The sequence below is a fragment of the Brachybacterium sp. genome (assembly GCF_052095815.1).
Taxonomy (GTDB): Bacteria; Actinomycetota; Actinomycetes; order Actinomycetales; family Dermabacteraceae; genus Brachybacterium.
Map to the genome: position 1 here is coordinate 1 of NZ_JBQDLF010000053.1, position 22,521 is coordinate 22,521.

21 protein-coding genes are annotated in these 22,521 nt (G+C 69.3%); 11 read left to right on the plus strand and 10 right to left on the minus strand.

Features of this window, described 5'->3' with window-relative positions; genetic code table 11:
- Positions 1 to 1,098: BCCT family transporter (locus tag ACTH43_RS16015; protein ID WP_441445893.1), on the plus strand; the 1,098-nt coding region annotated here is incomplete at its 5' end.
- Positions 1,099 to 1,111: 13 nt separating this feature from the next.
- Here ACTH43_RS16015 and ACTH43_RS16020 read toward each other — a convergent pair.
- Complete coding sequence (locus tag ACTH43_RS16020) at positions 1,112 to 1,606, minus strand: flavin reductase family protein (RefSeq protein ID WP_441445894.1); 495 nt, start codon at positions 1,604 to 1,606, stop codon at positions 1,112 to 1,114.
- Between the two features lie 150 nt (positions 1,607 to 1,756).
- Here ACTH43_RS16020 and ACTH43_RS16025 point away from each other — a divergent pair, with 150 nt between their 5' ends.
- Complete coding sequence (locus ACTH43_RS16025; protein WP_441445895.1) at positions 1,757 to 2,671, plus strand: NADP-dependent oxidoreductase; 915 nt, start codon at positions 1,757 to 1,759, stop codon at positions 2,669 to 2,671.
- A 103-nt stretch (positions 2,672 to 2,774) separates the two neighbouring features.
- On the opposite strand, the gene ACTH43_RS16030 is transcribed toward ACTH43_RS16025, so the two are convergent.
- The 3 genes from ACTH43_RS16030 to ACTH43_RS16040 all read right to left on the minus strand — a co-directional run bounded on the left by ACTH43_RS16030 (position 2,775) and on the right by ACTH43_RS16040 (position 6,030).
- Positions 2,775 to 3,572, minus strand: a complete 798-nt coding sequence (locus ACTH43_RS16030; RefSeq protein ID WP_441445896.1) for a VOC family protein — start codon at positions 3,570 to 3,572, stop codon at positions 2,775 to 2,777.
- A 177-nt stretch (positions 3,573 to 3,749) separates the two neighbouring features.
- On the minus strand, positions 3,750 to 4,496 hold the full coding sequence (locus tag ACTH43_RS16035) for a helix-turn-helix transcriptional regulator (protein ID WP_441445897.1): 747 nt from the start codon (positions 4,494 to 4,496) through the stop codon (positions 3,750 to 3,752).
- 94 nt (positions 4,497 to 4,590) lie between these two features.
- Complete coding sequence (locus tag ACTH43_RS16040) at positions 4,591 to 6,030, minus strand: MDR family MFS transporter (protein ID WP_441445898.1); 1,440 nt, start codon at positions 6,028 to 6,030, stop codon at positions 4,591 to 4,593.
- Between the two features lie 170 nt (positions 6,031 to 6,200).
- On the opposite strand from ACTH43_RS16040, the gene ACTH43_RS16045 reads away from it, so the two are divergent.
- The 3 genes from ACTH43_RS16045 (at position 6,201) to ACTH43_RS16055 (ending at position 8,974) form a co-directional block, all read left to right on the plus strand.
- Positions 6,201 to 7,265 (plus strand): tellurite resistance/C4-dicarboxylate transporter family protein, encoded by a 1,065-nt coding sequence (locus tag ACTH43_RS16045; protein WP_441445899.1) that lies wholly within the window; start codon positions 6,201 to 6,203, stop codon positions 7,263 to 7,265.
- Positions 7,266 to 7,499: 234 nt separating this feature from the next.
- Positions 7,500 to 8,204 (plus strand): dihydrofolate reductase family protein, encoded by a 705-nt coding sequence (locus ACTH43_RS16050; RefSeq protein WP_441445900.1) that lies wholly within the window; start codon positions 7,500 to 7,502, stop codon positions 8,202 to 8,204.
- Positions 8,204 to 8,974 (plus strand): DUF899 family protein, encoded by a 771-nt coding sequence (locus tag ACTH43_RS16055; protein WP_441445901.1) that lies wholly within the window; start codon positions 8,204 to 8,206, stop codon positions 8,972 to 8,974. Before ACTH43_RS16050 ends, ACTH43_RS16055 begins: the two co-directional genes overlap by 1 nt.
- A 106-nt stretch (positions 8,975 to 9,080) precedes the next feature.
- Here the strand turns inward: ACTH43_RS16055 and ACTH43_RS16060 are convergent, their stop codons facing one another.
- Positions 9,081 to 9,398, minus strand: coding sequence for a DUF2249 domain-containing protein (locus ACTH43_RS16060; protein WP_441445902.1), 318 nt, complete (start codon positions 9,396 to 9,398; stop codon positions 9,081 to 9,083).
- 83 nt (positions 9,399 to 9,481) lie between these two features.
- Between ACTH43_RS16060 and ACTH43_RS16065 the strand changes: the two genes are divergently transcribed.
- Positions 9,482 to 10,165, plus strand: coding sequence for a helix-turn-helix transcriptional regulator (locus ACTH43_RS16065; protein ID WP_441445913.1), 684 nt, complete (start codon positions 9,482 to 9,484; stop codon positions 10,163 to 10,165).
- The gene (locus ACTH43_RS16070) at positions 10,162 to 12,849 is read left to right on the plus strand and encodes a multicopper oxidase domain-containing protein (protein ID WP_441445903.1); all 2,688 of its coding nucleotides are present in this window, start codon (positions 10,162 to 10,164) and stop codon (positions 12,847 to 12,849) included. The genes ACTH43_RS16065 and ACTH43_RS16070 overlap by 4 nt, the downstream gene beginning before the upstream one ends.
- A gap of 116 nt (positions 12,850 to 12,965) precedes the next feature.
- Here ACTH43_RS16070 and ACTH43_RS16075 read toward each other — a convergent pair whose 3' ends face one another.
- Positions 12,966 to 13,286, minus strand: coding sequence for a putative quinol monooxygenase (locus tag ACTH43_RS16075; RefSeq protein ID WP_441445904.1), 321 nt, complete (start codon positions 13,284 to 13,286; stop codon positions 12,966 to 12,968).
- Between the two features lie 141 nt (positions 13,287 to 13,427).
- Between ACTH43_RS16075 and ACTH43_RS16080 the strand changes: the two genes are divergently transcribed.
- From ACTH43_RS16080 to ACTH43_RS16090, 3 genes are all read left to right on the plus strand, one after another.
- Positions 13,428 to 14,219, plus strand: coding sequence for an IclR family transcriptional regulator (locus ACTH43_RS16080; protein ID WP_441445905.1), 792 nt, complete (start codon positions 13,428 to 13,430; stop codon positions 14,217 to 14,219).
- A 139-nt stretch (positions 14,220 to 14,358) separates the two neighbouring features.
- Positions 14,359 to 14,985 carry a hypothetical protein gene (locus tag ACTH43_RS16085; RefSeq protein ID WP_441445906.1) on the plus strand — a complete coding sequence of 209 codons (627 nt, stop codon included), beginning with the start codon at positions 14,359 to 14,361 and terminating at the stop codon, positions 14,983 to 14,985.
- Positions 14,982 to 16,547, plus strand: a complete 1,566-nt coding sequence (locus ACTH43_RS16090) for a GMC family oxidoreductase (RefSeq protein WP_441445907.1) — start codon at positions 14,982 to 14,984, stop codon at positions 16,545 to 16,547. The genes ACTH43_RS16085 and ACTH43_RS16090 overlap by 4 nt, the downstream gene beginning before the upstream one ends.
- 74 nt (positions 16,548 to 16,621) lie before the next feature.
- Here ACTH43_RS16090 and ACTH43_RS16095 read toward each other — a convergent pair whose 3' ends face one another.
- Positions 16,622 to 17,437 carry a SurA N-terminal domain-containing protein gene (locus ACTH43_RS16095; RefSeq protein ID WP_441445908.1) on the minus strand — a complete coding sequence of 272 codons (816 nt, stop codon included), beginning with the start codon at positions 17,435 to 17,437 and terminating at the stop codon, positions 16,622 to 16,624.
- Positions 17,438 to 17,744: 307 nt separating this feature from the next.
- Between ACTH43_RS16095 and ACTH43_RS16100 the strand changes: the two genes are divergently transcribed.
- On the plus strand, positions 17,745 to 18,092 hold the full coding sequence (locus tag ACTH43_RS16100; RefSeq protein ID WP_441445909.1) for a hypothetical protein: 348 nt from the start codon (positions 17,745 to 17,747) through the stop codon (positions 18,090 to 18,092).
- A 138-nt stretch (positions 18,093 to 18,230) separates the two neighbouring features.
- On the opposite strand, the gene ACTH43_RS16105 is transcribed toward ACTH43_RS16100, so the two are convergent.
- From ACTH43_RS16105 to ACTH43_RS16115, 3 genes are all read right to left on the minus strand, one after another.
- On the minus strand, positions 18,231 to 19,079 hold the full coding sequence (locus ACTH43_RS16105; protein WP_441445910.1) for a sugar phosphate isomerase/epimerase family protein: 849 nt from the start codon (positions 19,077 to 19,079) through the stop codon (positions 18,231 to 18,233).
- 147 nt (positions 19,080 to 19,226) lie between these two features.
- A complete protein-coding gene (locus ACTH43_RS16110; RefSeq protein WP_441445911.1) occupies positions 19,227 to 20,399 on the minus strand; it encodes a Gfo/Idh/MocA family protein in 1,173 nt (390 codons plus the stop codon).
- Between the two features lie 178 nt (positions 20,400 to 20,577).
- Entirely contained in the window at positions 20,578 to 22,053 is a 1,476-nt protein-coding gene (locus ACTH43_RS16115; RefSeq protein WP_441445912.1) for an MFS transporter, read from the minus strand.
- Positions 22,054 to 22,521: the final 468 nt, after the last annotated feature.

Here is a 22,521-nt window from a genome sequence, read left to right on the forward strand (position 1 = left end):
CGCGGCATCCGCTACCTCTCGAACACCAACATCGTGCTCACGATCGGCTTCGCCGCAGCGCTGTTCATCCTGGGTCCGACCCTGTTCCTGCTGAACCTGCTGCCCTCGGCCGTGATGGAGTACCTCGGCTCGCTGCTCGAGTTCATGGGGCGCTCGGCCTCATGGGGCCAGGACACCCTCGACTTCCAGTCCGCCTGGACCGTGTACTACTGGGCCTGGTGGATCTCGTGGTCGCCCTTCGTGGGCGTCTTCATCGCGCGCATCTCCCGCGGCCGCACCATCCGCCAGTTCGTGCTCGGCGTCATCCTCATCCCCTCCTCCTTGCTGTTCCTGGCCTACGGGATCATGGGCGGCACCGCGATCTCGATGTACCGCGACGGCTCGCTAGGCCAGATGGACTCGGTGAACCCGGCCCAGGTGCTGTTCACGATGGTGGAGAACCTGCCGTTCGCGGAGTTCCTGCCGATCCTGATCATGTTCATCCTGGCGATCTTCTTCATCACCGCAGCGGACTCCGCCTCCGTGGTGATGGGCATCCTCACCACCAAGGGCAGCCAGAGCCCGCCGAAGCCGGTCGTGGTCTTCTGGGGAGTGGTGATGGGCGGCATCGCGGTGGTGATGCTGCTGCTGGGCGGTGAGACCGCGCTGCAGGGGCTGCAGTCGCTGGTGATCATCACCGCCGTGCCCTTCGCCGTGGTGATGCTCCTGATCATCGTGGCCTGGCTGCGGGAGCTGCGCAGCGACCCCCTCACCCTGCGCCAGCAGTACGCCGCGGCGGCGATCGACAACGCCGTCGTGGACGGCGTGGACAAGTTCGACGACGACTTCAGCCTGCAGGTGGTCCGCACCGAACCGGGTGAGGGCGCCGGCGCCGTGGTCGACTCCACCGACGGGGAGTTCACCGAGTGGTACCAGCGCACTGACGAGAACGGCGAGCCTGTCGGCTACGACTTCGACACCGGGGAATGGGCCGACGGCTGGATCCCTGAGACGGGGGAGAGCAAGGTCGTCTCCGTCGACGATGCGGATCCTGCTGACCAGGCGGACGCACTTGAGGATCCGAGCGGCACGGGGTCAGACCCCGAACCTGTCCGCTGACCGTCCAGGGGTGTCAGGCGGCAGGGTCCTCGTGCGCCAGCTCCTTGAAGCGGCTGCGATGGAAGACCACTGCCTCGGCTTCGGGGGTGCTGTCGATGGAGAGCACCTCGAGCAGCACCAGGTCGTGGTCCCCGGCCCGCATCTGGTCGTGCACCTGCACGGTCATCCAGGCGGGGGCGTGCTGCAGGGTGAGTGCGCCGTGGGGATCCACCGTCACGTCGATGCCGTCGAAGCGGCGCCCCCGATCGGTCGCCGAGAGCTGGCGCGCGAACGGCGCCTGAGCACGGCCCAGCACCGTGACCCCGAGATGCCCCTGTTCGTGCAGGGCCGGCCAGGTTTTCGAGCTGTGCTGCACTGCGAGGGACACCAGCGGCGGATCCAGGGAGACGCCGACGGTGAAGGTCGAGGCGATCAGCCCGTGTCGGACTCCGCCGATCTCGGCGGCCACCAGGACCAGACCCTGCGGGAAATGGGAGAACGCCTCACGGAGCGCGATGTCGGACAGCATGGCTTTCACTGTAGGCCTCCCACCGCCTCCGAGTCAGGGGAGGAGTTTCATCTCGGACGTGCGGCGTCACGCAGCGTCATATGCGTCGTGTACCTGACACCCCGCAGGGAATGCACCGCCCCCGCGACGCGTTGCCCCCTCATGCGTGCAATGACCTACTCCGAATACGGCGACCCCTCCACTCTCGAGCTCACCGACGCCCCGTTGCCCACTCTCGGCCCGGGCAACGTGCTGATCCGGGTGGAGCGCGCTTCCGTCAACCCGGTCGACTGGAAGGTGATGAGCGGCGGCCTGGACTCCCTGATCGACGCGGTCTTCCCCGTGATCCCCGGCTGGGATGTGGCCGGAGTGGTCGAGGCCGTCGGCCCCGACGCCCCCGAATTCACGCCCGGTGACCGCGTCGCCTCCTACGGCCGCAAGGACGTCATCCACGGCGGCACCTTCGCGGAGTACGTCGCGCTGCCGGCCACCTCGGTCGCCGCGATCCCGGACGGCGTGCAGTTCGAGGCCGCCGCGGGTCTGCCGCTGACCGGGCTGACGGCGCTGCGCAGCCTCGACACCCTGGAGCTGACGGCGGAGGACACCCTGCTCATCCATGCCGCTTCCGGCGGTGTCGGCTATCTCGCCGCGCAGCTCGCCCGTGAGCGCGGCGCAACCGTGATCGGCACCGCCTCCGCGCGCAACCACGAGAAGCTGCAGGCCATCGGCGTCACGCCCGTCACCTACGGGGAGGGCCTGGTCGAGCGAGTGCGCGAGATCGCTCCCGGCGGCGTGAGCACGGTCGCGGACTTCGTGGGCGGGGTGCGCGAGGAGACCCTCGCGGTCCTGGCCGACGGCGGCCGGCACGTCTCGATCGCGGATCCCTCGGTCGAGGAGGCCGGCGGGCGCTGGGTCTGGGTGCGGCCCGACGGCGCACGGCTGCGCAGCCTGCTCGAGAAGGTCGCGGCCGGCGCGCTCCACGTCGAGATCGCCCGCACCTTTCCGCTCGCCGAGGCGGGGAAGGCCTTCGAAGCGAGCATGGAGGGTTCGGAATCCGGCAAGCTCCTCATCGACGCGACCCGCTGAGTCTCGCAGGCGAAGGACGGCCCTGCACTGCGCGGTGCAGCGCCGTCCTCGTCTCCGGCCCCGGAGCGAGCAGGCGGGGACCACCTGTGCTGCCGGTGGGGGCTCATCCCTCGGGTTCGGCCTCGCCCATCGCGCTGATCTGGAAGGTCGCGCCTTCGGGATCAGCGATCGTGGCGATGGTCCCGAAGGGGGAAGGCGTCGGTCCGTCCAGCACTGTTCCGCCGAGCTCCTTCACCCGGGCGATCGCGGTATCGCTCGAGCCCACGCCCAGGTAGACGCGCCACCCGGTGGCGTCCTCGGGCATCATGCCGGTCGCGTCGCACAGCCCCCAGCTCACGCTCTCGCCGGGACCGTTGGTGGCGTAGCGGAAGTCCGGCCCGGACATCTCCTCCGCCATCGGCACCAGCTGGGCGTCGAACACCTCGGTGTAGAACGCGGCGGCCTCGTCGTACTTGTGCGTCATCAGCTCGAACCACACCGGTGAGCCGGGCGTGCCCGTGAACTCGTAGCCCTCGAGGTTCCCGGCCTGCCACAGGCCGATGGGCGCGCCGGTGGCGTCGAGGACGACCGACATCCGCCCCGAGTCGCTGATCGCATCGGGCGGGACCATGACCGTGCCGCCGGCCGCCGTCGCCTTCGCGGTGCGGGCATCGGCGTCGTCGACGGCGAGGTAGACGCCCCATTCTGGCGGCAGCGGATCACCGGCCGGGCAGGTCATGCCCGAGACGTTCATCAGCCCGCCCACCAGGGCGCCGCCGTTGCGGATCAGGTGGTAGTGGTTGAAGCTCTCGCCGAGGTCCTCGAACTCCCAGCCGAACAGGCCTCCGTAGAAGGCCTTCGCCGCGTCGGTGTCGGTGATGCTGAGATCGAGCCAGGTGCTGGTGCCGGTGCTGCGAGTCATCATTCCTCCTGGGGTGCGGTGGACCCGTGGGCCCTGGTGCCCCCAACCTAGAGGGGGCGGGTCGCGCAGGTTTGTCCGATCCTGCGCACCTGGACGGTGACCTGGCGTGTGCGGCCAGGTGTGTGCGGCTCGTGCCGGGATGCTCGAGGGCGAGGGCGGCCCCGCGCCACCCGGGTCTCAGCGACGGCAGAGGCTCGGCAGGGCCGAGAGCAGAGGCGGCCGCAACGCTGACCCTCCCGCGGCGAACTCGAGCGTCACCTCGCCCGGCGCCATGAGCGGTGCAGGGTGCACCGCCACCACTGGCTGCTCGGGCACCAGCATGTCCAGCGGGTCGGCGTGTGCGGGCACCAGGAATCCGAGGAGGAACGGGGCCCCCTCGCACAGCGGCAGATCCACGTGAGGGACTCCGGAGACGAGGGCACCCGAGAGGGGCAGCCCGATCGGCGCTGGCTGCGGGTACCAGCCCACCCACACCGACGCGTCGCCGCGCGTCTGCGCCGTCACGGGCAGCGACAGGTGCACGCGGACCGCCTGAGGATGCGGGCGCAGCAGCGCGAAGGGGCGCGGCGGCCGGTCGCTGATCCGGTCGGCGAGTCGGCGCAGCTGCCCCGGCGCGACCCCGACGGTGCTGCGGAAGCGACGGCTGAAGCTCGAGAGCGAGTCGAAGCCGACGGCACCGGCCACGTCGATCACCGCATCGTTCCCGGTCAGCAGCATTCGCTTCGCCGCATCGATCCGCAGTGCCGTGAGGTACTGGCCGGGACCGATACCCACCCGGGCGCTGAAGATCCGAGAGAAATGGAAGCGGCTGTACCCGGCGTACGCCGCCAGGTCGGCGACGTCCAGGGTGGCGGCGTTCTCGTGCGCGAGGCGCAGCACGGAGGCGAACCTGTCCTCCGCGACAGCGGGCGTGAGCGTGGTCACAGTTCAGAGTGTACGGTCCTGGCCGGACGTTCCAGAAGGGTCTCGCGGGGCACAGGGCCGTGGGTGGCGGCGTCCTCGGCAGACTCTGCGCAGCTCAGTGCTCGTCCGTGACCTCGTGGGTCGGCCGGGAGCCGCGCAGGAAGCACGAACTGATCAGGCCCACTGCGGCGATCCCGCCGGCCACGATGAACGCCACGTTCACCCCGTGGATGGCACCGGCCACACCGTACTCCTCCGGGTCCCGTGCGGTGGCCGTCATCACCGTCACCAGCACCCCGGTGCCGATGGAAGCCGCGACCTGTCGCATGGTGTTGTTCACGGCGGCCCCGTGGGGGATCAGCCGCTGCGGGAGCTGGTTCAGCGCGGCGGTGGTCACCGGCATGATCACCATCGCGGTGCCGAACATCCGCACGGCATTGACGATCGCGATGTAGGTGAAGGTCGTGTCCACGGTCAGCCGGGCCAGCAGGAAGCTGGTCACCGTCAGCACCGCGAAGCCGGTGATCGCGAGCGCGGAGGCACCGAAGCGGTCGAAGAACCGCCCGGTCACCGGCGACATGATGCCCATGATCACCGCTCCGGGCAGCAGCACCATCCCGGATTCCATCGCGGTGAAGTCACTCATGTTCTGCATGTACAGCGGGATCATCAGCATCCCGCCGATCATCGCCATGAATACCAGCATCCCCAGCACGGTGCCGAGCGTGAACATGCGGTTGCTCAGCACCCGCAGGTCGAGCAGGGGCTCCGTCAGCCGCAGCTGACGGTGCACGAACCACACCAGGGTCAGGGCGCCGACGATCAGGGGGATGAGCACCTGCAGGCTCAGCCAGCCGACGTTGCCCGCATTGCTGAAGCCGAACAGCAGTCCGCCGAAGGCGAAGGAGGACAGGATCAGCGAGAGCACGTCCAGGCGTGGATTCGTCTGCTCGGTGACGTTCTTCAGGGTGAAGCGCGCGAAGAGGAGGGTTCCGAGCGCGATCGGCAGCATCATCACGAACAGCCACCGCCAGGACCAGTGGTCCACGATGAAGCCGGAGAGGGTGGGGCCGATCGCGGGGGCGAAGGAGATCACCAGTCCGAAGGTGCCCATGGCGGTGCCGCGCTTGTGGATCGGGAAGATCGCGAACAGGATCGTCTGCATCAGCGGCATGATCATCCCGCCGCTGGCCGCTTGGACGATCCGGCCCAGCAGCAGCACCGGGTATTCCGGGGCGGCGGCGCAGATGATCGTCCCCAGGGTGAAGATGACCATCGCGGCGAAGAACATCGTGCGAGTGGTGAACTTCTGGATCAGGAACGCCGTTGCCGGGATCATGATCCCGTTGACCAGCATGAACAGCGTGGTGACCCATTGAGCGGTGTTCGCGGTGATGCCGAAGTCGACCATGAACGCCGGCAGGGCCGTGTTCAGGAGGGTCTGATTGAGGATGATGACGAAGGCTCCCGCGAGCAGGACCGCCATCACGAGGTTCGGGTTCACCGCCGGTGCGGAGCCCTTTTCGCCGTCGGTCCCCTCGTTGTGCTGCCCCATGCTCGGAACGTCTCCTGTCGTGGTCCCCATCGGGCTGCTTTCCCGCTCGTCGGGCGGCATTCGTCGCCGCGCTCGACACTAGGGGTGAAGTTGCACTGGGTGCAAGGTCTCTGGGCTGGGATGAGCGTCTCTGTTGTCAGAGGTCACGGTTCCCGTCGCACAATGGTCTTGTGTCCACTTCCGCCACGACGTCCCCGAGCCTCCCAGTGCGCGCCGAGCGGGCGCTCGCCGGGCTCGCTCCGGGCTATTTCGCGCTGGTGATGGGCACCGGGATCGTCTCGATCGGCCTGCGGATGGTGGGGGCGGACGCAGCGGCACTGGGGCTGCTGGTCCTCGCCGCCCTGGCCGGCATCGTGCTGGCGGTGCTGTACGTGCTGCGCTGGACCCGTCACCGGGCACGGATGCGTGCGGACGCGAAGAACCCCGAGATCGCCTTCGGCTACTTCACCATCGTCGCCGCGGCCTGCGTCGTGGCCGTCGGGCTGCAGCAGGTGGGGTTCGGCACGGCCTCCGTAGTGCTGCTCGGGGTGGCCGCCGCGATATGGATCGTGCTGGGGTACGTGCTGCCCTGGCAGGTGCTGATGGCCCGGGACGGAGAGCCGATCCTCGCCCGCACCAACGGCAGCTGGTTCATCTGGTCGGTCGCCTCGCATTCACTCGCCGTCGGCCTGTCCGGGCTGGAGCCGGCGACCCCTGCCTATGCGAACCTGCTGGGCCTGCTCACGGTGCTGGCCTGGTCGGTGGGAACGATCTTGTACGTCGGGATCGCGGTGCTGGTGATCCTGCGGATCGTGCACTTCGGGATCACCCCTCGACAGTTCGAGCCCACCTACTGGGTGGCGATGGGCGCGCTCGCGATCTCTGTGGTCGCCGGGGCCGGGATCTACGCCATGGAGCCTGTGCCGATGGTCGATGCCGCCCGCGGGCTGATCGGTGGAACCGTCGTGATCTTCTGGTGCTTCGCCCTGTGGCAGTACCCGCTGCTGGCCGGCGCCGGCTTCTGGCGCCATGCGATCCATCGGGTGCCGCTGCGCTACGTCCCGTCCCTGTGGTCGATCGTGTTCCCCCTGGGAATGTTCGCCGTCGCCTCGCTGCGGCTCGGCCGGGTGGAGCACCTGCCGCTGGTCGAGGGGGTGGGGATCGCGGGGCTGGTGCTCGCGGTGCTCGCGTGGATCGCGGTCGCGGCGGGGCTGATGATGACGCTGCTGCGAGGCCTGCGAGGCGCGAGGGGTTGAAGCAGCCCCGAGCGGAGACGGCAGGGAATACCTCAGGGGTCCGCCCGGGGGTGCGGTCCGGAGGCGTGCCTGCTGCCGGAGCGCCCGCTGTCGGTGCGCATGCCGCCAGCCTGCCACCGGTCGCCGCGAGGTCCGTCCCCTGCCGGCCATGGACGGGAGCCGCCGCGAGTGCTTGGGTGGAGGAAGACGTGCCCCGGTGGACGCCGGGGCCGAACTCTTCGAGGAGCGATCGCGATGAGCGATGCGAGCACCAGCAGCACCACTAGGAACAGCAGGTCCGGCGGCACCGGCGGGACCAGCAGAGCGCCAGCGCCCGGTGCGGGAGCTGGGGAGCTCCTGGTGGACTTCATTCTCTCCCTCGACGGCTGCGCCGCCGGCGAGGGCTGGCCGGGTTGGTGGGGGCTCGAGAGCCCGGAGTATCTCGCCTGGCTCGGTGAGCAGCCGGACTCGGTGACTCTGATGGGCGCCACCACCTACCGATTGATGGCGAGGATGGCGGAGCAGGCGCAGCGGATCGACGTCTCCGAAGAGGAGAAAGCTAGCTTCGCCCAGATGGCGCAGCTGCCGAAGATCGTCTTCTCCTCCACCCTCGAGGAGCCTCTGGCCTGGCCGAACACCACCTTGATCAGCACCGATGCGGTCGAAGCGGTCAGGGAGCTCAAGCGCACCGCGACCTCACCGCTGACCACGACAGGCAGTATCCGCCTCAGCCACTCGCTGCTGAAGGCGGGGCTTATGGACCGTTTCCGCATCATCCTGTTCCCGGTGATCACCGGGCGCACCGGGCTCGAGCGGATCTGGGAGCAGTTCGAGGACTTCTCCCTCGAACTCGTCACCGCCCGCACCTTCGACGGCGGCCTCCAGCTGCTCGAATACGTGCCGACCTATCTGCCGGAGCCTCCCGGCACGGCGTGGGATCGCACCGGGGAGGCCGAGTGATGAGTACGTCGTCGAGGGAGCCCACCGGCCTGCCGCCCGTGGTCGACATGGCGTCCTGGCAGTCCACCCGGGACGAGCTGCTGGTGCGGGAGAAGGCGCACACCCGCGAGGGGGACGCGATCGCTGCGGCGAGGCGCCGGCTGCCGATGGTGGAGGTCGACGGGAGCACCCTGGTGACCGGCCCGGTCGGCCCCGTGCCCTTCCTCTCCCTCTTCGAAGGCCGCGACCGGCTCGTGGTCTACCAGCACATGTGGCACGACGGAGCCCCGCACCAGGGGCAGTGCGAGGGCTGCACCACTACTGCATGGCACCTCCATGACGCGACCTATCTCAACGCCCACGGCGTCTCGCTCGCGATTCTCACCACCGGAGCCTGGGAGGAGGTGCATCCCTTCATCGCCTTCATGGGCTATCGCCGCGTGCCCTGGTACTCGGTGCGAGAGGTTCCCGCCCCGATCGGTGGCGGCATGGGGCATCTCGCGAGCTTCCTGCGCGACGGGGACCGGGTGTACCTCACCTATCGCACCACCGGGCGGGGCAACGAGCGGGTGAACTTCTCGATGGGCCTGCTGGACATGACGCCCTACGGTCGCGGTGAGGACTGGGAGGACGTCCCGGCCGGCTGGCCCGCGAGCCGTCATGCCTGCTGGTCCTGGCGCACCGATGCCCAGGGCGAGCCCACCTGGGGCGAGACCAGCCGGCCTCTGCCCCAGTGGTCGCGACCGGGCGCCGCACCGGTGACGACGCTGGGCCGACGCGACCAGCACTGAGCGGCTGCGCCGCCCGGCAGCACTGAACTGCCCCGTTGCCCCGTTGCCCTGTCGGTCCGCCGGCTTGCTGGCCCGGCGGTCCGACGGGCGACGGCGTGCGGCGTGCTCAGGCGGCGCGACGGATCAGGATGCGCCAGCGCTCGGGACCCCGGTCGAGGTATTCGGTCGCGTAGGCGTCCCCGTGCTTGGCCTGCAGCTGCATCAGCAGCGGGACCGGGTCATGGGTGGCGGAGATGACCATGCCCCCACCCGGCACCAGCGACTCGATCGCCCCGAAGATCGAGGCGTGGCGGATCGCGTGGGGGATCGTCTGCACATCGAGCTCAGGAAGCGACTCGTCGTGCTCCCCGCAGGCGCATCCCTGCTGGGACGGCTTCTGGTAGACGGCGTCCTCGCGCGAGCTCTGGATCTGGATGTCTGCCATGTCGGCTCCTGTCTGTCGTCCGTTCGGGACGATCGTGGCGAATCTGGTCCACTCGATATATTACATTTGATCCCGTGGAAAATATGGTCTCAGGTCCCGCGGCATCCGGCGCCGCTCAGCCCCGCCGAAACGCCGCGGGCCGCCGCCACTCGACCGCGCGCGAGCAGGTGCTGCGTGCGGTGGAGGCGCAGCGCTCCCCGGTCTCGGTCACCGCTCTCAGCCGCTCCACGGGCCTGCACGAGAACACCGTGCGTGGCCACCTCGATCAGCTGCTGGCCGACGGCCACGTCACCCGCTCCCGGGAGGCGGCCGACGGGCGCGGCCGCCCCGCCTGGCTCTGGCGCCCCACCCAGCACGGTCCCGCCTCGCCCTACGCCGCGCTCGCCGGCGTGCTCGCCGGAACCATCGCCCGCACCAGCGCCGACCCCGCCGCCACCGCCCACGAGGCGGGCCGCGGCTGGGGCGCCGAGCTGGCGGAGGACCTCCCAGAACCCGCACGACCCGCTCCCGCCCGCGCCCTCGTCATGCACGCCATGGCCGCGCAGGGCTTCGCCCCTCAGGAGGACGGCGAGCAGATCGTGCTGCACCGCTGCCCGCTGCTCGAGGCCGCAGACCGCCACACCGAAGTGGTCTGCTCCGTGCATCGCGGCATGATCGACGGACTCCTCGAAGGTGTCGCCGGCACGGAGGGTTCCCGGACCGTGGCCGAGCTGATCCCCTTCGCCGCCCCCGGACGCTGCCTGCTCCACCTGCGGGACGCGGGATGAGCAGCCCCGCCCTTCGGCGTCGACGCCGGGGACCGTCCTGGCGACTGGGCTGGATGCTCCCCGCCGGGCTCGCCCTGATGGCGGGCCTCGACGCCGCGCTGCTGCTGCTCGGCCTGCCCGCGCCGATCACCACCGACCGGCTGCCGGTGGTGCACGGGATGCTGCTGGTGCTCGGATTCGTGGGCACGCTCATCGCGCTCGAGCGCGCGACCGCCCTCGCTCGCTGGTACGGCTTCCTCGCCCCCGCACTGCTGGGGCTCGGAGCCATCGCCCTGGTCGCGGACCCCGTTCCCCTGATGGTGGGCAAGGTGCTGCTGGTCCTCGGCACCGCCGCATTCACCCTGGTGTACGTGCCGCTGTGGCGGCGCCAGCATGATGAGGCCGTCCTCACCGAGCTGCTCGCTGCGGGCCTTGCCTGCGGGGGCGCGATCCGCTGGGCCGGAGGCGCGGACTTCGACGAGGTGCTGCCCTGGCTGATCGGTTTCGTGGTGCTCACCATCGCCGCTGAGAGGGTGGAGCTGGCAAGGATCACGCTCGGCGCCCGCGCAGGATCCCGAGTGCTCGTGCACGCGGCGAGCCTGGTGGCGGCGCTGCTGATCGGGGTGGCGTGGCCGGTGGCCGGAGCGGTCCTGCTGGGCGCCGGACTGCTCGCCCTGACGCTCTGGCTTATCCAGCATGACGTCGCCCGGCACACCATCCGCACCCGCGGGGCGACCCGCTTCATGGCCGCGGCCATCCTGTGCGGCTATGGATGGCTCATGATCGCCGCGGTGGTGCTGCTGCTGGGCGGCACTCCGCAGGGTGCCGCGTACGACGCCGTCGCCCATGCCGTGTTCCTCGGCTACACGATCTCGATGATCATGGCGCACGCGACCACGATCCTGCCGGCCGTGCTGCGGATCGACCTGCCCTATCGCAGTGCGTTCTGGGTGCCGCTGGGGCTGCTGCAGCTGAGCCTCGTGGTGCGCCTCGGACTGGGTGACGCGCTCGGCTGGGGGCCCGCCTGGCAGCTCGGCGGCGTGCTCGGTGTGCTCGCTCTGCTGGTCTTCGTCGCCACGGCGCTGACCAGCGCGGTCCTCGGCCCGCCGCACGCCCGGAGCCTCCCTTCGCCCCGCCCCGAGCGATCGAGATCCGCCCCGACGGTGGCGACGAACTCCGCGTCAGCCACGACCCCGCCGAGCGTTTCAGCCACGACCCCGCCGAGCGTCTCAGCCACGACCCCGCCGAGCGGTGCCGTGTCAGCTGCGACCCTCTCGCGAGCCTCGGCACCGGCTGCGGTAGGCAGCGCCCGCTTCGGGGGCCGCCGCGCCGGACTCGCCGTCGGCGGCCTGCTGCTGGCGACGCTCACGCTCCTGGCCGTCGGCGCTCTCCACCCGCTCACGCCGGGAGGCGGCAAGAACGAGGGGGCCGGAGTTCCTGCCGCGAGCGGGCAGGCACCGGTGCAGAACGTCGCGGTCACTGCGGAGGGGCTGCGTTTCACCCCGGATCGGATCGAGGTGCCGGCCGGCACCCACCTGCTCATCGAGCTGACGAACGTGGATGCAGCGATGACCCACGATCTCGTCGTGGACAGCGGCACCCGGACCGAGCGCCTCGCACCCGGGCAGAGCGAGCTCCTCGACGTGGGCGTGGTCACCGGCGACCTCGAGGCGTGGTGCGGCGTGGCCGGGCACCGCCAGCAGGGGATGGTGCTGAGCATCGTCGCCGCCGGCGCTGCACCTGACGATCACCCCACCCGCGCCGGCACCGGGCCCTCAGGGCATGGATACGGCACGTCGGGGGAGGAAGCGGTGCAGAAGCCGATCATCGATCTCGCCGCCGATCCCGGCCCCGACTTCATGCCCAATGACGCAGAGCTCCCGCTGCTGCCGCCGAGTGACGGCCCCGTCACTCGAAAGGTCACGCTCGAGGTCACGGAGCAGGTCATGGAGGTCGCGCCCGGAATCACCCAGCGCCTGTGGACCTTCGGCGGCAGCGCCCCCGGACCGGTGCTGCACGGCCGGGTCGGCGACATCTTCGAGGTGACTCTGGTCAACGACGGGACGATCGGCCATTCGATCGACTTCCACGCCGGGGAGCTCGCGCCCGACGGCCCCATGCGCACGATCGCGCCGGGGGAGTCGCTGACGTACACCTTCACTGCGGAGCGGGCTGGGATCTGGATGTACCACTGCGGGACCGCCCCGGTCTCCGCGCACATCGCCTCGGGGATGTATGGAGCGGTGGTCATCGAGCCGGAGGATCTGCCCGCGGTCGATCACAGCTATGTGCTCGTCCAGGGCGAGTACTACCTCGGTGCGCAGAAGGAGGAGCTGGACGGCGACGCCCTCGCCGCCGGGGAACCGGACCTGGTCGCCTTCAACGGCTACGCCGCCCAGTACGACCATGCGCCGCTGCAAGCCCAGGCGGGGGAGCGGGTGCGGCTCTGGGTGCTCGACGCAGGGCCCGAGCGGGCACTGAGCTTCCACGTGATCGGCACCCAGTTCGACACCGTGTGGAGCGAGGGGAGCTACCTTGTGGAGACGGGCTCCGGGGACGGCTCGCAGGCTCTCGGCCTGCTGCCGGCGCAGGGCGGTTTCGTGGAGCTCACCCCGCCCGAACCCGGGCGCTATCCCTTCGTGAACCATGTGATGCGCGACGCCGAGCGCGGCGCCCACGGGATCCTCGAGGTCACCGCCCGGTAGATCCCACCCCATCGTGTGCGGGATGCGGGATGCGGGATGCGGGATGCGGGATGCGGGACGGGAGAGGGGGTGACGCCGCCCGCACGCACCAGGGCGCGCGGGCGACGTCACCGCGATCACTCGACGGTGATCTCACCCATCGGGCCCCAGCCGTCGCTGTCGATCTGGTGGGAGACGATCTGCGGCGTCGCCTCGAGGTACTGCGGAAACTCCTCCTGCATCTTCTTGAAGTGCGGGGAGTTCACGTGCGGGCCGGCGCCCTCATCGGTGAATGCTTCGATGAGCACGTAGGTGTTCGGCTCCTTCACGCTGCGCGACCATTCGAACCACAGGTTGCCCGGCTCGGCCAGGGTGGTCTCGGTGAACTCGTTCGCGAGCTCGGGCCACTGGTCGGCGAACTCGGGCTTCACCGGGAACTTCACGTTGATCAGGATCATCGAGGGGTCCTTTCAGAGAGGGGTGCGCGACCAGCCTGCCTGCTGGCCGGCCGCTGCGGTAGCCCCATTCTCGCAAGGCAAGAAGCCCTCCCTCCTCAGGGTGTCTGCGGCACAATGAGCGCAACGGCTGAAAGGGGCGAAATGAGCATCGTGCAGGAGCGGGGCGAGGACGCCCCGGTCGGGCAGATCGCCCGTGCGCTCGCCGTGCTCGAGGCCGTTGCCGAGCACGGCAGCAGCACCGCCCGCGGCATCGCCGAGGTCACCGGAATCCCACTGCCCACCGTCTACCGCATCGCCCAGGAGCTTCTCCGCGCCGACTACTTGGTGCATCTGCGAGACGAGAAGCGCTACGCCCTGGGGTACAAGCTGCACCGCCTGGCCGTCGGCCTCCACGAGCACCTCGGAGTCCCGCGTGCAGTGCGCGAGGAGGTCCATGCCATGCACCGCGACCTGGGGATGGCTGCCTACCTCGCGATCCATCGCGGTGCCGACTTCGTGGTCGTGCACGTCTCCGACTCACCCCAGGCGCCGCGCCTGTCCCCGCTGAGCTTCGGGTTCCACGAGAGCCCGCACGCCACCGCCTTCGGGAAGGTGGGGCTCGCCTCGCTGCCGCCCGAGGAGCAGGAGGCCTACCTCGCGGGCACCCCGTTGCGCGCCCACACCGACCGCACCGTCACCGACCCTGCTCAGCTGCGCGAGCAGCTCGCGGAGATCGCGGCCCGCGGCATCGCCTGGGAGCACCAGGAGTTCGTGCCCGGCACCGACTGCCTGGCCGCGACCATCAAGGCCGACGACGGCATGCTCATCGGCACCGTCGCACTGTCCGCACCGGTGGCCGCCTATGCAGGCCGGGTGCGCCACATCGAGGACCGGCTGCGGGCCTGCGCCTCCCGGGCGGGCCGCGCCTACCGCCTGGGCGCGGACCACTCCTGAGCCGGATCCGTCGGCCGCTTCACGTCCGGTGATTCCGTCGGCCGCTTCTCGCCCGGCGATAACGCCGATTGCCGCCGCCCCGCACGCTCCCTAGGGTGTGCTCCAGATCACTGACAACGACGCAGTGGAAGGAGATGCCATGAGTGCTCCGCAGACGGGGGACACCGTCAACGACATCGAGGGGAGCGAGGACGCTGCCCGGACGCTGCTCGCGCTCATCCGGGCCGCATTCCCGCACGAGGGTGTGCCAGGAACCGCGTACGAGCGGGCCGCGGCCACCGTGCAGGTGGCCGCCGAGGAGACCACCTGGATGCGGGTCAAGCTCGCCCAGGGACTCGACTCCCTGCAGGCCCTGGCAGATGGCCGCTTCACCGAGCTCACCGCCCAGGAGGCGCTGCCGCTGCTGCTGCGTGTCCAGCACACCACGTTCTTCGGCTTCGTACGGCAGACGGTCGTGGTGAGCCTCTACGAGGACGAGGAGGTGTGGGAGGCGCTCGGCTATGAGGGGCCCTCCTTCCACAAGGGCGGCTACATCGACCGCGGCTTCAACGATCTGGACTGGCTGCCCGATCCACGGATCGAGGAGTACGACGGGGAGCCGCTCGTGGACGTCGTCTCCGACCTGCCCAGTGCGGCGAGCACCGCCAGCGTCCGAGGCGCCGCTGTCCCGGCCGGCCAGAGCAAGGCGCGGGCCGGCCGCACCGGCAGCAGGACGGGCAGCAAGAGCGGACACAGGAGCAACGGGAGCAAGGGAGCGTCAGCATGAGCACCATCGACCATTCCACCGAGGCCGTCGTCATCATCGGCTCCGGGGCCGGCGGCGGCACCCTCGCCTACGAGCTCACCAAGCAGGGCATCGAGTGCGTGCTCCTCGAAGCGGGCCCCTACCTGCGGGGCGAGGACTACATGAACCTCGAATGGGAGGCCTTCAACCAGATGGCCTGGACCGACGCCCGCACCACCTCCGGCAGCTGGCGAGTGGCGAAGGACTTCCCCAACCTCCCCGCCTGGATCGTGAAGGCCGTCGGCGGCACCACCACCCACTGGTCCGGGGCGACCCCGCGCTTCAAAGCGCACGAGTTCAAGGCTCGCTCCACCTACGGTCGGATCGACGGGGCGCACCTGCTGGACTGGCCGCTCACCTACGACGAGCTCGAGCCGTACTACACCCGGGCCGAGGACGCGATCGGCTCCACCCATCGCGGCGGCCGCCCGCCGCTGCCCGCGAACAACAACTACAAGGTTCTGGCCGCGGGCGCGGAGAAGCTCGGCTACCACCACTATGCGACCGGTCCCTATGGCACCAATGCCGAGCCCTACGACGGTCGCCCGGCCTCCGTCCAGGACGGCTTCAACTTCCAGGGCGACAAGAACGGCTCGAAGTGGTGGACGATGGTGCGGGAGATCCCCCGTGCGCTCGAGACCGGCAAGCTGGATCTGCGACCGAACAGCCATGTCGCCCAGATCCTGCACGACCGCGCGGGTCGCGTGGACGCCGTGCTGTATCTGGACCAGGACGGGACCCTGCATCGCCAGGCCGCGAAGGTGGTGTGCGTGGCGGGGAACTCGATCGAGACCCCGCGCCTGCTGCACCTCAGCTCGTCCTCGCTGTTCCCCGACGGGCTCGCGAACTCCTCCGGACAGGTGGGCCGCAACTACATGCGCCACATGACCGGCAGCGTGTACGCCCAGTTCGACAAGCCGGTGCGGATGTATCGCGGCGAGACGATGGCCGGGAACATCTCCGACGAATCCGTGCATGATCCCACTCGTGGCTTCGCCGGCGGCTACTACATCCAGACCATCTCGCTGGGGCCCGCGTTCATGGCCAGCTTCGTCGAGCCCGGTGCCTGGGGGCCGGACTTCACCCGGCTGCTGGATGCCTACGAGAACACCGCCGGCTGCTGGCTGGTGGGAGAGGACATGCCGCAGGAATCCAATGCGGTGACGCTCGACTCCACGGTCACCGACCAGCACGGACTGCCTGTCGCCCATGTCCGCTTCGACGACCACGCCAACGACCTGGCGATGCGGGAGCACGCCTACACCCAGGCGCAGAAGCTCTATACCGCCGTGGGCGCGGTCAGCACCCACCGCACCACCCCCTACCCCTCCACGCACAACCTCGGCACCTGCCGCATGAGCGAACGGCCCGAGGACGGCGTGGTCGACAGATGGGGCCGGGCGCACGATGTGCCGAACCTGTTCATCTCCGACGGCTCGCAGTTCACCACCGGCGCCGCCGCGAACCCCACCCTGACGATCGTGGCGCTGGCGATCCGGCAGGCCGAGCACATCGCCGACGCGCTCAAGAAGGGGGAGGTCTGAGCCGTCCCGCAGTGCACGAGAAGCGGCCGGGTCAGCTCACAGGAGCGGCCCGGCCGTCAACGTGGTGAGGGCGCTCAGACGTTCACCGTCACGTCTCCGGCCTCGCGCAGCTCGGCGGCGATGGTGGTGGCCGCCTCGTTCCGCTGTTGGGCGATCGCCTGCTGGGCGAGCTGCTCCTTGGCCTCCTCGAAGGGCGGCACCTGTGCGGTGTCGCCACCGGCCTGCTCCTGCTGCTCGACGAGCTGGTCGTACTGCGTCTTCAGCTCCTCGTCGGTGGGCTCTTCGATGCCCGCCTCCTGCTCGATGTAGGTGGTGAGCATGAACTGCGACGAGGCGTCCTTGCGCACATCCTCCTTGCTCATGCCCTGCTGCTCGAGCGCGGCTACGACCTCGTCCGCTGAACCGAGTCCGTTCTGCTGGGCGATCTCCTCGAGGGTCGCGTCGATATCCGCATCTGTCGGCTCGATACCGGCCTCGGACGCGCCCTGCAGCAGCAGCCGATTGTCGACCAGCTGATTCGCGACCTGGGTCTTCAGCGCCGCCTGGTCGACCTCTCCACCGGCGCTCTGCTGCTGCTGCATCGCCGCCTGCTGGAACTGGCCCTCGTAGATGGCGGTGAACTCGTCCTTGGTGATGTCCTCACCGTTGACGGTGGCGACGACATCCGGGACGTCGGAGACATCGGCTTCCGGCATCTGCGGCTGCTCGCCGCCCTGGCCGCCGGCGAGGGGCGAGCCGCCGCCGTCGCTGGCCGCAGGCGCCTGCCCGCCCTGATCGCTGCCGCCCGAAGGTGCAGCCTGGTCGCCGCTGCAGCCGGTCAGTGCGACCGCTGCGGTGAGTGTGAGTGCGGCGAGAGTGCGCCGGAGTGCCCGCTGGCTGGGAACCTTCACTGTGCCTCCTGAGGTGGGGGAGCGGGCGACGTTACGCCCTGAACCCTGGAACCGCGTTGCAGGTTCGCCCAGGTGGCGGTCAGGACATCGAATTCTCTGCCTGAGATGGGTCTGGAAACGGCGATGCTGTGCGGAGGCCTGACTCACACCGGCGGCGCCCATCGACCCTGACCTCTCCGGAGCCCGCCCGAGCTGCGCTCCGGAGACGGAGCGGCCTCGCCGGGCCAGCGGCGTCGCCGGTGCAATGGCCGATGGTCTGAGGGCGTGGCGTGCGGCGCCGAGCACCTCTAGGGTGTCAGCCATGGAGATGACGATTCCCGCAGACTGTGGCAACTCCCCGCGCATGACGATCGTCGCGGAGATCGCTTCGGCCTGGGCGGCGGGGGAGGAGGCGACGGTACGCGCATGGCTGCGCGAGGACGCCACCTGGTTCCTCGTCGGTGAGGACAGTCCTGTGCCCGGCGGCTTCGCAGGGCCGCCCTTCGCCGCAGAGCGAGGGGAGATCCTCATGGTGCTGAACCATGGCCGCCTCGCCGCCTGCGAGGGCTACCTGGTGCGCGGCGACGAGCGGGTCGACTTCTGCCACATGATCCGCTTCGCCGGAGCCACGAAGACGGCGCAGATTCGGGAGATCCGCACCTACCTGCAGCGCTGAGGCACCGCCGGGAACCGCAGGAACGGCAGATCGGGCGGTTCCGAGCCAGGATCCGGTCAGGATCGGCTCAGAATCGCCCGATCTGCGCTGCACGCCCGATCTGCGCTGAGAGGAGTCCCGCCGAGCGGCGGGATCGGGTCAGTAGCCGATGGACTTCAGATACTCGCGGGACTCGCGGATGCAGTCGATCGGGTCGCGGCCGAAGGTGTCGTCCTGCTCGATGAGGAAGTACTCGGCGCCGGCCTTCTCTGCGGCGGGGAGCAGCGCGGGCCAGTTCATGTTGCCCTGGCCCACCTCGGCGAACTGGCCGAGCGACAGGAAGGCTCCGTAGAACTCCTTCATGTCGATCTCCTTCGCCTCGAACTTGTCGACGATCTCCTGGGGCAGGGGAGCGACCCGGAAGTCCTTGACGTGGATCAGCTTGCAGGCGCCGCTGTAGGCCTCGAGCATCTCCAGGGGTGCCATGCCGCCGCGCTGGACCCAGTGGAGGTCCACCTCGAACAGGAGCGACGGCGCCACGCGGCGCACGATGTCGAAGATCCGCTCGCCGTCGAACTTGATGAGGTCGACGTGGTGGTTGTGGTAGCAAAGCGTGATGCCCTGCTCGGCGAGGCGGGCGGCGTAGGGCTCGACGGAGGCGGCCCACTCCTCGGTGGCGGTCTTCGAGGTCATCGCCGAGAAGGGCATCATGCCGATGCGCAGGAAGCGGGAGCCGGTCTTCTCGCAGGCCTCAACGGCGCGGTCGAACTCGGTCGAGAGGGCGAAGCCGTTGCCGCCGGGCTCGATCGAGGCGCTCATCGCGGCGGTCTCGACGTTGAAGTCCGCCTTGCCGCGCACGAGATCGTCGATCAGCTCGTCGGTCATCTCCACCTGGGAGACCTCGACGGCGTCGATGTCGAGCTCGCGCACCTGGCGCAGCACCTCGTACATCCCCTTCTCGTTGATCTGGTCCTTGAGCATCATGAGCTGGAGTCCGAGGACGGGCATGGTGAGTCTCCTTCGAGTCGTGAGGGCGGCGCCGCGCGGCACCGGAGGAACGTGATGGTGCGTGGTGCGTGGTGCGTGGTGCGTGATGCGAGATGACGGAAGCGGCCGGGTCGGTGCCTGGAGGCACCGGCCCGACCGCTCAGCGGCTCAGGCGCGGGCGGGGAACTTGCCCTCATCCTCGATGCGCTTGTTGAGCTCGGCGAGGTACTCCTCGGCCGGGTAGTCCACCAGATCGATCTCGCGACCGGTCCAGGCCGACAGCTGCATGCCGGAGGCCAGGCGCACGCCGTTGATGCCCTCGGCGCCGTCCGCGATCAGCGGGGTGCCGTCGTTGACGTTCGCCGCGAAGTTGGTCAGGACGTCGATGTGCTGCTGGCCCCAGACCGACTCGTACTCCTTGACCTCGGTCTCGTACAGCTCGGAGGTGTCGATCATGCCCTTGAACAGGCGGCCGACGTCCTCCGCCGACATGCCGTCGCTGAGGCTGCGCTCGTCCTGCTTGAGGCGGGTGATGGTGACCTTCTTGGAGCCGTCCACGACGACCTTTCCCTTGTCGAACAGCATCTCCAGGCGGTCGGTGCCGACGATGTCGTTCGTGGAGGTGATGAAGCTGCCGGTCGCGCCGTCGCCGAAGTCGACGACCGCGTTGACCTCGTCCTCGGTGGCGATGTCGCGCTGGAAGCCGAAGGAGAGCTTCGCGAAGACCTTCTTCGGGGTGCCGCACAGCCACTGCCAGAGGTCCAGCTGGTGGGGTGCCTGGTTGACCAGCACGCCGCCGCCCTCGCCGCCCCAGGTCGCGCGCCATGCCGACTGGTCGTAGTACGCCTGCGGGCGCCACCAGGTGGTGATGATCCACGAGGTGTGGCGCAGCTTGCCGAGCTCACCGGAGGCGATGAGCTCCTTGAGGTCCGTGTAGACGGGGTTGGTGCGCTGGTTGAACATGATCGCGAAGGTGGTCTCGGGGTGCTCCGCCGCGAAGGCGTTCATCTCCTCGACCTGCTTGGTGTAGATGCCGGCCGGCTTCTCGGTGAGGGTGTGGATGCCCTTGCCGAGAGCGGTGATGGTCATCTCCGCGTGGTCGAAGTGGGGCACGGTGGTGACCACCGCGTCGATGTCACCGGAGTCCAGCATCGCGAGGTAGTCGTCGTAGAAGGGGACGTCCGGGTGCTTCTCGGCGGCGACCTCTTTCTTGGCGGGATCGTTGTCCGCGATGGCGCCGAGAGTCATGCCCGCGACCTTGCCGTCGGCGATCACGCCGGCGTACATGCCGCCCTGAGCTCCGAGGCCGATGATTCCGAGGCGGACGTTCTTCTCCGACATGGTGTCTCCGTTTCTGTGGTGGATCCCTGCGCTCCGTGAAGCGGTCGCGCGGTGAAAAGTAAGTCTGACGTGGGGTGAGGTGAGACGAGGTGGGGGAAGGGCCGGTGGGGAAAGCTCTCTCCCCACCGACCCTACTGCGGTCGACGGACCCTCGGGAGGGACCGTCGACCAGCGTGGATCAGCTCTCGGCAGCAGCCGCGGCGGCCTCGGCGTGGCGCTGCTCGAGGAGGGCGACGTTCGCGTCGACGCGCTTCTTGGACAGCGGGTACCAGAAGATCAGGGCGAGGAGCGAGACGCCCAGCAGCAGGGCCGGCACGAGGGTGGACAGGTTGTAGATGCCATCCAGCACTTCCTGGGTCTGCACGACGGTCCCGCCGGTCCCGGACTCGTATCCGATCCATCCCAGGGCCCAGCCGGTCAGGCCACCTGCGATGGCCTGGCCCAGCTTGCGGGCCCAGGAGTACATGCCGTAGACGGTGGCATCGTTGCGCTCACCGGACTGGATCTCCTGGAGGTCGATCGCATCGGTGATGAATGCCCAGATCAGGATGTTCAGGCAGGAGACGCCGAGCATGAGCACGGCGTAGCCGACCATGAACACGTAGGGGCTGTCGGTGCGGAGGACGAACAGGATCAGTGCGGCGATGACGGCCAGCGACATGCCGACCACGCCGACCTCCTTCTTGCCGAAGGTCTTGGCGAGCTTCGAGGCGAAGGGGACCAGCAGCAGGGTCGGGGCGAGGCCCACGAAGTTCACGAGGCTCAGCAGCTGGCCGTTGTTGAAGTACTCGTTGAGCATGTAGGGCATCATGCCGCCGAGCAGCATGAAGGCGATGAGCATGAACAGCGAGGTGGCGATCAGTCCGGTCAGTCCCCGGTTCTTCGCCATGGCGCCGAGGGTCTGCCCGAGGCTCGCGCGCTGCTCCTTGGCCTTCGCAGGTGTCGCGATGCGCTCCTCGACGTTGATGAAGCACAGCAGGTAGCAGACCACTGCGAGGATGCCGCAGCCGAGTGCGGCCCACATCATGTTGGTTCCGGAGAGCTCGGACTGGCCGTTGATCTGGACGAAGACGACGAGCGGCAGGACCACGGAGATGGCGAGGTTCGCGAGGGTGGCACCGAGGGAGCGGAACACCGACAGCGAGGCGCGCTCACCGGGCTGGTTGGAGATGACCGAGGCCATGGAGCCGTAGGGGATGTTGATCAGGGTGTAGAAGACCGAGCCCCACAGGACGTAGGTGGCGATCATCCAGCCGAGACGGGCGCCGTAGCTGCCGTCCTGCAGGAAGGGAGAGAACATGAGGAACGACGCGGTGGCGACGGGGATCATGATGCGCAGCAGCCAGGGCTTGAACCGGCCGGACCTGCCGGGCTTCAGGGTGTCGATCAGGCGTCCTGCACCGACGTCGGTGAAGGCGTCCAGGATGCGCGCGGCGAACAGCAGGGTGCCGACGTGGGCGGCGTTGATGCCCATGACGTTGGTGTAGAAGATCATGAAGAACGCGGACTGCAGGAGGAACGTGAAGTCGTTCCCGAAGTCGCCGAACATGTAGCCGATCTTGTCTCGGAAGCTGAACGGGCGCTTGGCCGTCGAGCTCGGCGAACTGGACGGGGCCATGCGGCCCTGCCCCGGGTGTGCGCTGGTGGTGCTCATCGTTGTGCTCCTTCTGGCTCATCCTTGAGTAGCTGGAGCGACCAGGCGCGGTGTGTCGCTGGTGGCTCCGGTGTGCCGAGGGTGCCGCGAGAAGCGGTGTCGGCTATGGCCCGAGTCTTGCCAGAGCGCTGAACGATTGGCCATTGTTGCCAGAGGTTGCAGTGTGGTTGCCGGGAGGTCGAATCTTGTACTACTTGGTAACGGGGCTGCTGCCAGCACTTTTGCTTCGTGTCGAGAGGAGGGGTCTCTGTCACGTTGGAGGATGGAGGCCGGCGCGCCCTGGAAATTGCCGTGGGTTGCCGCGCTCCGGGTCCGGGGTCCTGCGGACTCGCACCCATTGCGCGCTGCGCACGCGCGCGGTGCACGCGCGCGGTGCACTCGCCGAACGGCGGACGGCCCGGGCCCCCGGGGGGGGGGGCCCGCCCGGCCGGGGGGGGGGGCGGGGGCCCGCGGGGGGGGGGGGCCCCC

Excerpts from the sequence above, each read along its gene's own strand:
- ACTH43_RS16110 (WP_441445911.1), bottom strand. The coding sequence starts at position 20,399 with ATGTCGGAGAAGAACGTCCGCCTCGGAATCATCGGCCTCGGAGCTCAG.
- ACTH43_RS16100 (WP_441445909.1), top strand. The coding sequence starts at position 17,745 with ATGACGATTCCCGCAGACTGTGGCAACTCCCCGCGCATGACGATCGTC.
- ACTH43_RS16090 (WP_441445907.1), top strand. The coding sequence starts at position 14,982 with ATGAGCACCATCGACCATTCCACCGAGGCCGTCGTCATCATCGGCTCC.
- ACTH43_RS16105 (WP_441445910.1), bottom strand. The coding sequence starts at position 19,079 with ATGCCCGTCCTCGGACTCCAGCTCATGATGCTCAAGGACCAGATCAAC.
- ACTH43_RS16025 (WP_441445895.1), top strand. The coding sequence starts at position 1,757 with ATGACCTACTCCGAATACGGCGACCCCTCCACTCTCGAGCTCACCGAC.
- ACTH43_RS16080 (WP_441445905.1), top strand. The coding sequence starts at position 13,428 with ATGAGCATCGTGCAGGAGCGGGGCGAGGACGCCCCGGTCGGGCAGATC.
- ACTH43_RS16075 (WP_441445904.1), bottom strand. The coding sequence starts at position 13,286 with ATGATCCTGATCAACGTGAAGTTCCCGGTGAAGCCCGAGTTCGCCGAC.
- ACTH43_RS16020 (WP_441445894.1), bottom strand. The coding sequence starts at position 1,606 with ATGCTGTCCGACATCGCGCTCCGTGAGGCGTTCTCCCATTTCCCGCAG.
- ACTH43_RS16115 (WP_441445912.1), bottom strand. The coding sequence starts at position 22,053 with ATGAGCACCACCAGCGCACACCCGGGGCAGGGCCGCATGGCCCCGTCC.
- ACTH43_RS16085 (WP_441445906.1), top strand. The coding sequence starts at position 14,359 with ATGAGTGCTCCGCAGACGGGGGACACCGTCAACGACATCGAGGGGAGC.
- ACTH43_RS16050 (WP_441445900.1), top strand. The coding sequence starts at position 7,500 with ATGAGCGATGCGAGCACCAGCAGCACCACTAGGAACAGCAGGTCCGGC.
- ACTH43_RS16040 (WP_441445898.1), bottom strand. The coding sequence starts at position 6,030 with ATGGGGCAGCACAACGAGGGGACCGACGGCGAAAAGGGCTCCGCACCG.
- ACTH43_RS16070 (WP_441445903.1), top strand. The coding sequence starts at position 10,162 with ATGAGCAGCCCCGCCCTTCGGCGTCGACGCCGGGGACCGTCCTGGCGA.
- ACTH43_RS16030 (WP_441445896.1), bottom strand. The coding sequence starts at position 3,572 with ATGACTCGCAGCACCGGCACCAGCACCTGGCTCGATCTCAGCATCACC.
- ACTH43_RS16060 (WP_441445902.1), bottom strand. The coding sequence starts at position 9,398 with ATGGCAGACATCCAGATCCAGAGCTCGCGCGAGGACGCCGTCTACCAG.
- ACTH43_RS16065 (WP_441445913.1), top strand. The coding sequence starts at position 9,482 with ATGGTCTCAGGTCCCGCGGCATCCGGCGCCGCTCAGCCCCGCCGAAAC.
- ACTH43_RS16055 (WP_441445901.1), top strand. The coding sequence starts at position 8,204 with ATGAGTACGTCGTCGAGGGAGCCCACCGGCCTGCCGCCCGTGGTCGAC.